Annotated in this window: 9 protein-coding genes and 3 pseudogenes; 8 read left to right on the forward strand and 4 right to left on the reverse strand. The window is 66.4% G+C overall.

The window, feature by feature from the left end; all coding sequences use genetic code 11:
* Positions 1-35: 35 nt before the first annotated feature.
* From G6N24_RS04505 to G6N24_RS04515, 3 genes are all read left to right on the forward strand, one after another.
* Entirely contained in the window at positions 36-377 is a 342-nt protein-coding gene (locus tag G6N24_RS04505) for a helix-turn-helix domain-containing protein (RefSeq protein WP_085162309.1), read from the forward strand.
* 16 nt (positions 378-393) lie between these two features.
* On the forward strand, positions 394-1,302 hold the full coding sequence (locus G6N24_RS04510; protein ID WP_085162308.1) for an ImmA/IrrE family metallo-endopeptidase: 909 nt from the start codon (positions 394-396) through the stop codon (positions 1,300-1,302).
* 152 nt (positions 1,303-1,454) lie between these two features.
* Positions 1,455-1,631: a hypothetical protein gene (locus tag G6N24_RS04515; protein ID WP_163745414.1), complete on the forward strand. Its 177-nt coding sequence runs from the start codon at positions 1,455-1,457 to the stop codon at positions 1,629-1,631.
* A gap of 689 nt (positions 1,632-2,320) precedes the next feature.
* Here G6N24_RS04515 and G6N24_RS24170 read toward each other — a convergent pair.
* Both G6N24_RS24170 and G6N24_RS25460 read right to left on the reverse strand, forming a co-directional pair.
* Positions 2,321-2,662, reverse strand: a complete 342-nt coding sequence (locus tag G6N24_RS24170) for an integrase core domain-containing protein (protein ID WP_163745447.1) — start codon at positions 2,660-2,662, stop codon at positions 2,321-2,323.
* Between the two features lie 60 nt (positions 2,663-2,722).
* Positions 2,723-3,763, reverse strand: a pseudogene (locus tag G6N24_RS25460) (DDE-type integrase/transposase/recombinase); the annotation flags it as partial.
* A gap of 92 nt (positions 3,764-3,855) precedes the next feature.
* Here G6N24_RS25460 and G6N24_RS04525 point away from each other — a divergent pair.
* Positions 3,856-4,737 carry a hypothetical protein gene (locus G6N24_RS04525; RefSeq protein ID WP_139822516.1) on the forward strand — a complete coding sequence of 294 codons (882 nt, stop codon included), beginning with the start codon at positions 3,856-3,858 and terminating at the stop codon, positions 4,735-4,737.
* A gap of 370 nt (positions 4,738-5,107) precedes the next feature.
* Here G6N24_RS04525 and G6N24_RS26040 read toward each other — a convergent pair.
* Positions 5,108-5,286 (reverse strand): annotated as a pseudogene (locus G6N24_RS26040) (HNH endonuclease signature motif containing protein); the annotation flags it as partial.
* 226 nt (positions 5,287-5,512) lie between these two features.
* Here G6N24_RS26040 and G6N24_RS04530 point away from each other — a divergent pair.
* The 4 genes and pseudogenes from G6N24_RS04530 to G6N24_RS04545 all read left to right on the forward strand — a co-directional run.
* Positions 5,513-6,664 (forward strand): metallophosphoesterase family protein, encoded by a 1,152-nt coding sequence (locus G6N24_RS04530; RefSeq protein ID WP_085161947.1) that lies wholly within the window; start codon positions 5,513-5,515, stop codon positions 6,662-6,664.
* A complete protein-coding gene (locus G6N24_RS04535; protein ID WP_085161948.1) occupies positions 6,661-9,294 on the forward strand; it encodes an AAA family ATPase in 2,634 nt (877 codons plus the stop codon). The genes G6N24_RS04530 and G6N24_RS04535 overlap by 4 nt, the downstream gene beginning before the upstream one ends.
* A 30-nt stretch (positions 9,295-9,324) precedes the next feature.
* Positions 9,325-10,914 carry a GMC family oxidoreductase gene (locus G6N24_RS04540; protein WP_085161949.1) on the forward strand — a complete coding sequence of 530 codons (1,590 nt, stop codon included), beginning with the start codon at positions 9,325-9,327 and terminating at the stop codon, positions 10,912-10,914.
* A gap of 71 nt (positions 10,915-10,985) precedes the next feature.
* A pseudogene (locus G6N24_RS04545) lies at positions 10,986-11,180 on the forward strand (alpha/beta hydrolase); the annotation flags it as partial.
* Positions 11,181-11,208: 28 nt separating this feature from the next.
* Here the strand turns inward: G6N24_RS04545 and G6N24_RS04550 are convergent.
* A complete protein-coding gene (locus G6N24_RS04550; RefSeq protein WP_139822517.1) occupies positions 11,209-12,963 on the reverse strand; it encodes an ABC transporter family substrate-binding protein in 1,755 nt (584 codons plus the stop codon).
* Between the last annotated feature and the right edge of the window lie 4 nt (positions 12,964-12,967).

The raw sequence follows: 12,967 nt of genomic DNA on the forward strand, positions 1-12,967 counted from the left end.
TCACCACCGTGGTATAGCACAAGGAGGGCAGTCATATGGGCAACGCGTTGGGCGACCAGCTGCGTGAGGTCCGACAGATACGTGGGCTGGCGTTGAAGGCGGTGGCTGAGCCCGCCAAGATCTCGATCGCCTACCTGCAAAAGCTCGAAGGTGGCGATGTCCAGCAGCCAAATCCCAACGTCCTGCACCGCCTCGCGAAGGTGCTCGAGATTCCCTACCCGACGCTGATGGAGCTGGCCGGCTATGTCGTCCCCGAGAAAGACGGCGTGCTGGCCGCCAACACGTTCGACCATGCGCTGAGCAGCTCAGATTTGACCGAGGAGGAACGCAGGGCTGTCGCCGCGTTCATCGCCCATCTTCGAGACCAACGCAGATGAACATACGGAGGAGCACGTGATCAAGCCGCTGGACAACCTCGACGACATTCGCGACGTCGCGCGCGCTGTCTTGCGCAAAGCGGATGTGGCCGATCGGCTCCCGACGCCGGTGGACGACATTGTCGCCGGCTGCGGTCTGCTTGAGTCAGACGACTACGTGTTCTTGGAGAGCAAGATCACGCATGCGCCGCTCGAATTGCGCAAACTCCTTCGCAGTGCGGGGCGGAAGATCCGCGGCGCGCTCGATCGACGCGAACGCGTTTTGCACGTGAGCCCAGCGATTGACGTTCCCGCGCGGCGGCAGTTTGTGCGCTGCCATGAGGCAATGCACGACGCACTTCCCTGGCAGCGTGATCTGCTCGTCCTTGGGGACACCGATCGCACGCTGGCCCCTGATGTTGAGTTTGTCTTCGAACGTGAAGCCAATCAGGGCGGCGCCGAACTGCTTTTTCAGCTCGACCTTCTGGCCCGGGTAGCCCGCGACTACCCGATTGACATCTCGACCCCGGTGCAGCTCGCCGATCTGTTCGGGGCGTCGATACATGCCACTTTCCGCCGATGGATCGAACACAACAACATCCCGGTATGCGGCCTCGTGCTCGATCCGCAGCCGGTGAGCGCTTCGCCACTGACGTTTCGCCGATTCGAACTCGTGGAATCAAACTCGTGGACAGAGCGGTACGGCGCCAACCGGTTTCCTGCGCGTCTGATATCGACCAACCATGGGCTTTTGGGTCAGCTGGGCTTACCGCGTACCGGTGACATTGACGGCTACTGGGGTCTGGATGACCGCAGGGCGGAGATGACGACGGTTCGGGTGCAATCGTTTTGCAATACCTACCGGGTATTCGTGCTCATGTGGCTGCCTGCCAGGGAGTCGTTCATCGCGCGGCATCGGTCGCGTCCACGACTTGAGTTGTGCTGACATGTCAGTTCGCTGCCGATCACGCGGCGACCAGCTGATGCGGTCGACGCCTGGCCGTGGCCTGCGCCATGTGACGCATATAAGCAGATGTCGGTGGGACATGGTTATATGCCGTACGCTCGAACAACGTCACCCGAGAGAGGGAAGATCTGATGCCTGAAGCGGTGCTGCCGCAGCTGTCGACCGATAACACCACCGCGCAGCTGCCCTCCGATCCCAACGACCTGCTCAGCCCCGCAGAGCAACAAGAGTTGACCGAAGATCTCGCCAAGCTCGCCGAGTTGCGGCGAGATGCCGAAACCGCATCTGCGAGCTTGCGGTTGGCCTGACCAAACAGGCGAATGGTGCAGCTGAGGGGTTGGAACGATCCCGATCCCGCTGAGGTCCATCATCCGACCACAGACGCCGAATGGGATGCGGCGCTGTCCCGCTACCTGGGGTCGCTCAACGACGCACCGCTCAGACGCTGCGTCGAGGTGGCGCGCTCACATGGGGCAGCCACCGTAGTGGTTGAAACCCGCTACCTGGACATCGATTACCGCAGCGAGTTTTCAGCGTACTACTCACGCCAGTTCGCCGATGTCCCGGACTCCGCACACCGGCTGCACTTCTTTGGCAGGCAACTCGAGCCACAGTCGCTGTGGCGGCTTGGCAACGAACACGACTACATCGGCTATGTCGTCGTACGCCCGGCATCGACGGGACTCGTGTCTCGAGCCCTTCTTCCACCTCCGCCTGACCTGGCCTCGGCGGTGCGCACGTCGGTAACTGAACCTGTGAACTTCTTCGGACGCCAACTGGAAATTCGCGGTGTGCCATTCGCGCAACAGGATGCCCAACTCGGCGCCTGTGCTCAAGCCGCAGCATGGATGTGCCACTTCGCTGCATATTTGCGCGGCGACACGGCAAGGCGCACGAAGGCTGACTTCTCGCTGAAAGCTGATGCCAGCTTGCATCCGAGCCGAGCCCTACCGAGTGGCGGCCCGGTAGCTGTCAAGGTGTTTGAGACAGCGTCTCACTATGTGGACACTATTTTCGGTTGTGGGGTCGGTGGGTTGATCCATGCCGCGGTCGGTAGTTTCGGGGGCTGTGGTGGGCTGCTAAACCGGTTGGGGTTGGCGGCGTAGGCATCGGCCATGACCCGGGCTCGTTTGGCCTGGATGTCGGCGGCGGTGCCGAAGTACACCGACGCCGGTGTGTGCAGGCCGAGCGCGGAATGGCGGTGCTCGTGGCGCAGGTAGTCGAAGAAGTCTTTGCACCAGGTGCGGGCGTGCTCGATCGAGTCGAACCGTTCGGGAAAATCGTTGCGGTACTTCAGCGTTTTGAACTGGGATTCGCTGAACGGGTTGTCGTTTGACACCCGTGGGCGCGAGTGGCTGCGCGCCACGCCGAGGTCGATTAGCAGCTGGGCGACGTTCTTCGACGTCATCGCCGAACCCCGGTCGGCGTGGATCGCGCCGGGCCGCCCGTGTAGCGCGGTCAGCTCGGCCATCCAGTCCTGGGCGATGTCGGCGTCCTCGTGGTACTCGACGCGCCAGCCGACGGGGTAGCGGCTGAAGATGTCCAGCATCACGTAGAGCTGGTAGAACTCGCCGCGCACCGGTCCCGCCAATTTGGTGATGTCCCAGGACCACACGTCGTTGGGTTGGTGGGCGACCAGCTCGGGTTTGACCCGCGGCGGGTGTGTGGCTACCCGCCGCCGTTCGCGGGTCATGTTGTGCGTGCGCAGGATCCGGTACATCGTGGACTGCGAGCACAGGTAGACGCCCTCGTCGAGCAGCTCGGCCCACACTTGGCGACCGCCTTGTCGGCGAAGCGCGGCTGGCACAACACCGTAAGGATCTGCGTGCGCTCGGCCGCGTCGAGCGCATTGGGCGGCGGTCCGCTCGGCCCGGGTTTGCGGCGTGGACCGGCAGGGCGGTTGCGCTGCCGATACAGGCTCGCGCGCGGCTTGCCCAGCAGCGCGCACGCCTTCGCGGTCGAGGTCAGCCGCTCCACCTCGGGCAGCAACTGTGCGATCACTTCTTCGACCCGGGCCGCGTGCCCGTGCTCTCGGAGAGCGTCTCCAAGAGCGCGTGTGCTTTTCCCACCAGATCCAACGCGGCCCTCGTGCGTTCAAGCTCGGCCTCGGCCCGTTCGGCCCGCTTCCGTAGCCGTTCGATCTCGGCCTGGTCGCGGTCCTTACCACGACCGCCTGACCGGGCCAGCCGTCCAACGCGCCCGCGTCGCGCGCTCGGCGCCACTCCACGATGTGCGATGAGTACAGGCCCTCACGCCGAAGCAGCGCACCCCGCGCACCCGGCTCGGTCAACGCGTCGTACTCGGCCACAATGGCCGCCTTGTACTCCGGGGTGAAGTTGCGCCGCCGGGGACGATCCGCCCGCGGACCCTGGGCCGAATCGGTTCCCACGCCTTCATCATCGGCGCTACCCTTCCGGACCTCAGCCAAAGTCGCCGTCATTGTTCGTTGCAATCCTTACTTGCCCTCAATACCTGGTCAGATATTTTCGAACCCTGCTGTCTCAACTAACCCTGCCAGAGAGGGGCCTCACGGTGACCCAACTCAGCGAGCTGTTTCGCACATTTGAACTTCCAGCGATGTACTACCTTGTTGGCGACTTGCCCAGTCCGCAGCTGCCGTGGCAACCGGCTGATCCTGTGCCCCCTACAATTTCACCCGGCTCACCCACGGCCTCACCGGGATCGTGGGACCATCGGATTGTCGCCGTCGCATGCCGGCACCTCAACTCAGGCAATCCCGTACTTGTCGGCACCAGCAACCATGCCTTCATTCTCTGTGGCTATCGCCGGACCAACCATCCACAGCCTGGCTGGATCGAGTTCATTCGTCACGATGACCAGGCCGGTCCCTATCTCGTTGTCCACGATGTCCTCAACGACGTAGACCGTCGAACAGGCAAGAGCTATGGGCCGTGGCGCACCATGCACGTCCCGGTACCAGACAAGCTCTGGCTGGCCCCCGAAGCCGCCGAGCGCAAGGGTGGGCAATTTCTCCTCAACGCCTCAAACCAGATCGCCAGCGCCGCAGCAGATCCCCTGCCCTTCGCGCCGATTCAGGATCTCATCAACGCCCGGCAGCTCGCCCTTCGCACCTACGCAATCCGCTCCAACGACTTCAAAGCCAATCTGGAAGCCAGAGCGATACCAGCGACGATCCAACGCGAATACCGACTGGCCCGCCTGCCGCGATTCATCTGGGTAGTGGAAGCCGTCGACCGACAGCTACGCCAAGCAGGTGCTCCGTGCGTCGTGGGCGAAGCAGTCCTCGACGCGACTTCGTCAGACCGTGCGCCAGAGGAGATCGCGCTACACGTCCACGGGGTGATGTGGCTACAACAGACTAGCGGCAAACTCCGTTTTCCCATCACTGGCGATCCCCAGCCCTACGTGAGCGGAGGCGTTGGCGCCCCTTAGCGGAGCCGGACGGCATGCGCGACATATCGTCGACAAGCCAAGACATTCGATCGGTCATATGAGTGTCAAGTCCGCTTATGACCACGGATTGAGCCGTGGTACTTCGCCACTCTGGTCGTGCACGGTCATCCTGCCCACGGTGCCTGCAGAAGGTTTTGAAGCTGACGGCGAGTTCTGGGTCCTCGACAGGCCAGACCTCCGCGTCGGTGGTCACTTCGCCACATAACTGGGAAGTAAGTCGGTCGTAACTCTCGACGAGGGCCTCGTAACCGACCCAAGAATTAAGTCGGTCGCGAAGGGTGCAGCGTACACGACGGTCGCGACCCGAACTCATCGAAGCGTTCCAACCGATCACCTGGCAGGGCCAATTGTCGGCGATCGGATGCGAAAGTTTGCCACCGAGTTCTTCTGCGGTGGCTTGGCGGGCCAGGTGATTGATCAGCTGATGCTCGGGCACGGGGAGTCGGGGCGCACTCGCTCGCAGCGTTCCAGCAGCGCCAGCCACTTCCTGGTGGTGAACGCGTCGAACCTCAGCCCGGTCGCGACACCGCCCGAACCCATAGCCCCAAACTATCCGAGGCCACCGACAAGAATCGCCGCACAGATACCGAAGTGACACAAGTGGTTTCAGTGACAAGGGAGCCGTCCCGAGACACTGGGCCAGCTGCCCAATAAACTCGCGCTCCCGGACCTGCCGAGCGAGGTCCCCCGTCTTGTCGGTGCCCAGACCTAAACTCGCGTTGCCATGACAGCCCACCCACTGAGGAGAGATGGGATGCGATTCCTGCACACCGCCGATTGGCAGCTGGGCATGACCCGTCACTTCCTGGCGGGCGACGCGCAGCCACGGTATTCGGCCGCTCGTCGGGACGCGGTGGCCGGGCTGGGTGCGCTGGCCGCCGAGGTGGGCGCCGAGTTCGTCGTGGTCGCCGGTGACGTCTTCGAACACAACCAGCTTGCCCCGCACGTCATCGGGCAGTCTTTGGAGGCCATGCGCGCCATCGGTATTCCGGTCTACCTGCTGCCCGGCAATCACGACCCGTTGGATGCGTCGTCGGTGTACACCGGTACGCTGTTCACCGCCGAATGCCCGGACAATGTCGTGGTGCTCGATCACGCCGGCGTCCACGAGATCCGGCCGGGGCTGCAGATCGTCGCCGCGCCGTGGCGGTCCAAGGCACCCACCACCGACCTGGTCGCCGAAGTGCTAGACGGGCTGCCCAAGGACGACATCACGCGCGTGCTCGTCGCCCACGGCGGCGTCGACGTGCTGGACCCCGACCGTGACAAGCCTTCGCTGATCCGGCTGGCCGAACTCGAGGACGCCGTGTCTCGCGGAACGATCCACTACGTGGCCCTGGGGGACAAGCATTCGTTGACCGCGGTCGGCGGCAGCGGCCGCGTGTGGTACTCGGGCACACCCGAAGTCACCAACTTCGACGACGTCGAACCAGACCCGGGCCACGTCCTGGTGGTCGACATCGACGAGACTGACCCGCGACGCCCGGTCACCGTGGAGTCCCGCCGCGTCGGCCATTGGCGGTTCATCACATTGCATCACCAGGTGGACACCAGCCGCGACATCACCGACTTGGGCCTGAATCTCGACCTGATGACCGAGAAGGATCGCGCCGTGGTGCGTCTCGCGTTGACCGGTTCGTTGAGCGTCACCGACCGCGCTGCCCTGGATGCCTGCCTGGACAAGTACGCGCGGTTGTTCGCCTGGCTGGGCCTGTGGGAACGTCACACCGACCTGGCGGTGATGCCCGCCGACGGCGAGTTCAGCGACCTTGGCATCGGGGGATTCGCCGCCGCGGCCGTCGACGAACTGGTCGCAACGGCACGAGCCGGCGACAACGAGTCCGCCGTCGACGCCCACGCGGCGCTGGCGCTATTGCTGCGGCTCGTCGGTCGGGGCGCGGCATGAAGCTGCATCGGCTGGTTCTGACGAACTACCGCGGCATCGCGCACCGAGAGATCGAGTTCCCCGATCACGGCGTGGTGGTGGTGTGCGGTGCCAATGAGATCGGCAAGTCGTCGATGATTGAGGCCTTGGACCTGCTGCTGGAATCCAAGGACCGCTCGACGAAGAAGGAAGTCAAGCAGGTCAAGCCGACCAACGCCGACGTCGGCTCCGAGGTCACCGCCGAGATCAGCAGCGGCCCTTATCGTTTCGTCTATCGCAAGCGCTTTCACAAGAGATGCGAGACGGAGTTGACGCTGCTGGCCCCGCGCCGCGAACAGCTGACGGGCGACGAAGCCCACGAGCGGGTCACCGCGATGCTGGCCGAGACTGTCGACACCGATCTATGGCATGCCCAGCGGGTATTGCAGGCCGCGTCGACCTCCGCGGTGGACCTGTCCGGCTGCGATGCGCTGTCTCGTGCGCTCGATGTCGCCGCCGGAGACCAAGCGACACTGTCGGGAACCGAGCCGGTTCTGGTGGAGCGGATCGACGCCGAATATGCGCGCTACTTCACCCCGACCGGACGTCCCACCGGTGAGTGGGCCGCCGCGATCTCCCGGCTCGCCGACGCCGACGCCGCGGTGGCCGCGTGCGCGGCGGCGGTCGCCGAGGTCGACGAGCGGGTGCGTCGCCACGCCGCCCTGAGCGAACAGGTGGCCGAGTTGTCGCAGCAACTGGTTGCGGCCGGCCCCCGACTCGCCGCCGCGCGGGCCGCCGCCGCCAGGATCGCCGAACTCACCGACCAGGCGCGCGAAGCCAAGCTGGTCGCCGCGGCCGCGGCGGCGACGAGCGCCGCGTCGACCGCCGCGCACACCGAGCGCCTGCGCCTGCTCGCCGAAATCGACACTCGTGCGGCAACGCTCGCCGCCTCCGAAGTCGAGGCGCAGGCGGCCGCCGCGGCACGGTCGACGGCGGATGCGGATGCGCAGGCCGCCGATGCCGCGGCGCTGCAGGCCACCTGCGTCCTGGCCGCCGTTCAGCGCCGCGCCGAACGCGCCCGGCGCGCCGTCGACCTGCTCGCCGACCGCGACGAGGCCGACCGGTTAGCCTCCCGGTTGGCCAAGATCGATGCCATCCAGCGTGACCGCGACGCGGTCTGCGCAGAGCTGTCCACCGTCACCCTGACCGAGGGGCTACTGCATCGGATCGAACATGCCGCGGCCGCGGTCGAGCGCACCGCGGGTCAGCTCGCGTTGCTCTCGACGGCGGTGGAATTCACCGCCGCCGCCGACATCCAGCTCGCCGTCGGTGACCGGCGCGTCTCGTTGTCGGCCGGTCAAAGCTGGTCGATCACCGCCACCGGCCCCACCGAGGTCGAGGTTGCCGGTGTCCTGAACGCGCGGGTTACCCCGGGGGCAACAGCCCTCGACATTCAGTCCGAATATGCCGCGGCACAACAACAGCTGGCCGACGCGCTGGCGGCCGGAGAGGTCGTTGACGTTGCCGCGGCTCGCCGCGGCGACCAACGGCGCCGCGAACTGCAAAGCAGCCGTGACCAGTTGAGCGCCACCCTGGCCGGCCTGTGCGGCGACGAACAGGTCGAGCAACTGCGCTCGCGGCTGGCTCATTTGCGCGCCGGCCAAGTGGACGAACCTGACCAGTTCACGACGAACGCGGGTTTGGATAGCGAAACCGCCCGCGCCGAACTCAACGCGGCCGAGGCGGCTCGAGCGGCCGCGGAGTCGGAATTCGAGACCCGCCGTCAGATCGCGGCCGCCGCCAACCGACGGCTCGCCGAGATGGCCACGCGGGCAACGGTTCTGCACGACAACGTGACGACCCAACGAGCCGAGCTCGATGCGGCCACCGACCGCCTGACCGGGGAGCGGATGTCGGTCAGCGATGAGGAACTTGCCGCCAAGGCCACGGCCGACGCGCGGGCGATGCGGGCCGCGCAGCGGCGGGTAGCCGAGCTGGCCGCAGAACTCGCCGCCACGGCGCCCGGCGCGGTAGCCGCCGAGCTGGACGACGCCGCCGAAGCGGCCGAATCCCTGCGCGAGCGCCACGACGATGCGGCCCGCGCGCTGCGGGAGGTCGGCATCGAGCTCTCGGTGTTCGGCAGCGAGGGCCGCAAAGGCAAGCTCGACGCCGCCGAGGCCGAGCGGGAGCACGCCGCCAGCCAGCACGCCCGCGTCGGCCGCCGGGCCCGGGCCGCGCAGCTGCTGCGGTCGGTGATGACGCGACACCGGGACACCACCCGTCTGCGCTACGTCGAGCCCTACCGCACCGAGCTGCAGCGGCTCGGCCAGCCGGTTTTCGGGCCTACCTTCGAAGTCGACATCGACAGCGAATTGCGAATCCGCAGCCGCACGGTCGACGACGTCACCGTGCCTTACGAATCCTTGTCGGGTGGCACCAAAGAGCAACTCGGCATCCTGGCGCGGTTGGCCGGTGCGGCCCTGGTCGCCAAGGAGGACACCGTTCCGGTGGTGGTCGACGACGCGCTGGGGTTCACCGATCCGGACCGGCTGGCCAAGATGGCAGAGGTCTTCGACACCGTCGGCAACCACGGCCAGGTGATCGTGCTGACGTGCAGTCCCGACCGCTACGACGGCGTCAAGGGCGCGCACCGCATCGATCTCACGGCTTAGCAACCACGCGTCATACACTCACCCCAAGATATGGACATTCAGTGTGACTACGTTGTGGTCGGTACCGGCTCGGCCGGGGCGGTCGTGGCCAATCGGCTCAGCGCCGAGCCCGCCACGGCCGTGGTTGCGCTGGAGGCGGGGCCGCGCGACAAGAACCGATTCATCGGAATCCCGGCGGCCTTCCCCAAGCTGTTCCGCAGCGAGGTCGATTGGGATTACCTGACCGAGCCGCAGCCGGGGCTCGGCGGTCGCGAGATCTATTGGCCCCGAGGCAAAGTGCTCGGCGGCTCGTCCTCGATGAACGCGATGATGTGGGTGCGCGGGTTCCGGGCCGACTACGACGAGTGGGCGCGGCGGGCCGGCCCGCAATGGTCTTACGCCGAGGCGCTCGGATATTTCCGGCGCATCGAGAACGTCACCGCGGCGTGGCACTTCGTCAGCGGCGACGACAGCGGAGTGACCGGCCCGCTGCACATTTCCCGGCAGCGCAGCCCGCGCCGCTCGACGGCAGCGTGGCTGGCGGCGGCGCGTGAGTGCGGATTCCCCGCTACGCAACCGAATTCCCCTGCACCGGAAGGCTTCTGCGAGACCGTCGTGACGCAGCGACGGGGTGCTCGGTGCAGTACCGCCGACGCCTACTTGAAGCCGGCGATGCGACGCAAGAACCTCAACGTGCTCACCGAGGCCACCGCGACCCGAATCGTCATCGACGGAACCCGGGCGGTCGGCGTGGAATTCCGCCGCGACGGACAATCAGCGGTCGCCTACGCCCGCCGCGAGGTGGTGCTCTGCGGGGGCGCCATCAACAGCCCCCAGCTGCTGATGCTCTCGGGCATCGGCGACCGCGAGCAGCTCGCCGAGCACGGCATCGACACCGTGTACCACGCGCCCGAGGTGGGGCAGAACCTGCTCGACCACCTCGTCACGGTGCTGGGCTTCGAGGTCGACGGCGACAGCTTGTTCGCCGCCGAAAAGCCGAAACAGTTGATCGACTACCTGCTGCGGCGCCGCGGCATGCTCACCTCCAACGTCGGCGAGGCGTATGGATTCGTCCGCAGCCGGCCCGAATTGGAGCTGCCCGACGTCGAGCTGATCTTCGCCCCGGCGCCGTTCTACGACGAGGGTCTGCTGGTAAAGCCGCCGGGGCACGGCGTGGTGTTCGGGCCGATCCTGGTCGCACCGGAAAGCCGCGGCCAGGTCACGCTGCGGTCCGCCGACCCGTTTGCCAAGCCGGTCATCGAGCCTCGTTACCTGTCCGACCCCGGCGGCGCGGACCGCGCGGCGATGATGACCGGCCTGCGGATATGCGCGCGAATGGCCGAAGCCGCCCCGCTCAAGGGTTTGCTCGGGCCCATCGCGCGACCGCGTGACTGCACCGAGTTGAACGAGGCCACGCTGGAACTGGCACTCGCGACCTGCTCGCACACCCTGTATCACCCGCTGGGCACATGCCGGATGGGCAGCGACGAGGCGAGCGTGGTCGACCCCGCGCTGCGAGTCCGTGGGATTGACGGCCTCCGGGTCGCCGACGCCTCCGTGATGCCTAGCACGGTTCGTGGGCACACCCATGCGCCGTCGGTCCTGATCGGGGAGAAGGCCGCCGACTTGATTCGCGGCTGAGTCGCGCCGGGCTGCCTGGGTGCCTGTGTCGGGCGATGTCGGCAGAATGAGACGATGGCGGGCCGACACCGATGACGATGAACGCGAAGCGGCGCCGGGCGCACGACAAGCTCGCGAAACTGCCCGGCGTGCGACCGGTGCGCCGGCCGGTGTCGCCGGAGGGCGACCAAGAAATTACGTGCGCACGGGCCGCAGGTGCCCGCAACCCGGTGGTGATCATCCCGGGCGGCCCGGGAATGGCCTCGGCCACGGTCGAGCATGCGCTGCCCCCGATGCCGTTGCCGCGGCGCCGCTTCAGCTACGCATGAACCCGATGGCGGTGTAGTCCAGGTCAGCGAGACCGGTCGCACCGAAGTTGGCCAGCGTGCTGACGACCGCGACGTCGCCAGGAGATTGGGTCAGCGGCAGGCTGAATCCCTCTTCCCAGATGAGCTTGTCGACCTGGTTGGCCAGCGCCCGGGCCCTGCCCGGATCGAGTTCCTCCAACGTTTGTTCGATCGCGGCGTCGATCTGGGGGCTGCCGATCTTGCCGAAGTTGCCCTCTCCGTCGGACCGGTAAATCTGGGTGAGCGACGACAATGGAAAGGCGTCGCCGACCCAGCCGAACTGCGCGATGTCAAACGCCCCGACGTTGATGTAGTTGCTGAAGAAGCCGCTGCCGGACTTGGCCTCGAGCTCGAGTTTGACACCGATCTGCGCGAGCGTGTGCTGTGCGATCTGGGCGAACTGCCGGGTGCTCTGGGCGTCGTAGAACAGATCTCGGATAACAAGCGGGCGACCGTCCTTCACCCGGAACTGGCCGCGCTGCTTCCAGCCCAGGGCGTCGAGCTCCCGTTTCGCCTGCTCCGGGTCGTAGGCGACCACGCCACTGTTGTCCTGATAGCCCTCCTGTCCCGCGACGAAGATGTGATTGTTCAGCGGCGTCGGGTTGCTGGCCAGGCCGTACTGGACGACCTTGGCGATGGTTCGGCGGTCGATGCCCTTCGAAACCGCAAGGCGCAGCGCCTTGTCGGCGAGGATCGAGCCGGCGGCTCCGTTGAACGTGAAGTGATACCAGCTGGGGCCGGGGGCGCGCCGGATCGAGATGCCCTTGGTGCGCTGCGCGATGGTCAGCTGGTCGAGTGTGCCGATCCCGGTCGCGTCAATCGTGTGGTTCTGCAACGCCGGTAGCCGCGCGGCGTCGTCGAGCACCAGGTAGGTGATGCTGTCCAGGCGCGGCCGCGTCCCCCACCATTTCGGGTTGCGCGTCAACACGATTCGTTGTGTGGTTCGGTCCAGCGACGACACGATGAACGGACCGGCCGACGGGCCGGGCCCCTCGAGCTGGCCCTTGTTGAACGCCTCGGGGGTGGCGGTCATGCTGGCGGGCAGCAGCATCCCGTTGCCGGCGAACATGCCGCGCCACTCGGCGTACGGCTTGGCGAACGTCACGATGGCCTGGCGGTCGTCGACGCCGCGGGTCACCGACGCCACGCGCTCGCTGCCGCCGGTAGCGGCGATCGCGAACGACTTGTCGGCGCCGCTGGTGGCATGGACCTGGCTCGCGATGTCTCGCCAGGTGATCGGTGTGCCGTCGGACCACACCGCCTTGGGATTGATGGTGTAGGCGACCACCTGGGGGGAAGTGCTGGTGAGCTCGATGCTGGTGAAGTAGTCGGTGTCGACCGTCGTCGAGCCGTCCGGCCCGATGATGAATGCCCGCGGCAGGGTTGCCTTCATCATCGCCGCGACGTCGGCCACGTTGCCATCGATGTGCAAGGTGTTGAAGTTGGCCGGAAAATCGGTGATCGACAGTCGCAGGTTGCCGCCGTCCTGCAAGGTAGCGGGATCCTGCGGGTTGATGTCGCTGGTGGTGCCGACCGCAGCGTCGACGCCCGTTGAGGGCGCGATGGGAGCGGCCGGCGAGCATCCGGCAAGCACCAATCCGGCCGCCAGCAACGCCATCACTGCGCGCCCAGTTCGAGTCTGCGTCCAGGGCGTGGATTTTCCGCACAGTGACGCCCTGAGCGCAGCCTCGATGCCCCGAGCGCAGGCTCGGGGCATCGTCATCCGG

This window comes from Mycobacterium lacus (assembly GCF_010731535.1).
Taxonomy (GTDB): Bacteria; Actinomycetota; Actinomycetes; order Mycobacteriales; family Mycobacteriaceae; genus Mycobacterium; species Mycobacterium lacus.

Coding starts and splice junctions, on each gene's coding strand:
- G6N24_RS04535 (WP_085161948.1), top strand. CDS start 6,661: ATGAAGCTGCATCGGCTGGTTCTGACGAACTACCGCGGCATCGCGCAC.
- G6N24_RS04540 (WP_085161949.1), top strand. CDS start 9,325: ATGGACATTCAGTGTGACTACGTTGTGGTCGGTACCGGCTCGGCCGGG.
- G6N24_RS04550 (WP_139822517.1), bottom strand. CDS start 12,963: ATGACGATGCCCCGAGCCTGCGCTCGGGGCATCGAGGCTGCGCTCAGG.
- G6N24_RS04505 (WP_085162309.1), top strand. CDS start 36: ATGGGCAACGCGTTGGGCGACCAGCTGCGTGAGGTCCGACAGATACGT.
- G6N24_RS04515 (WP_163745414.1), top strand. CDS start 1,455: ATGCCTGAAGCGGTGCTGCCGCAGCTGTCGACCGATAACACCACCGCG.
- G6N24_RS04530 (WP_085161947.1), top strand. CDS start 5,513: ATGCGATTCCTGCACACCGCCGATTGGCAGCTGGGCATGACCCGTCAC.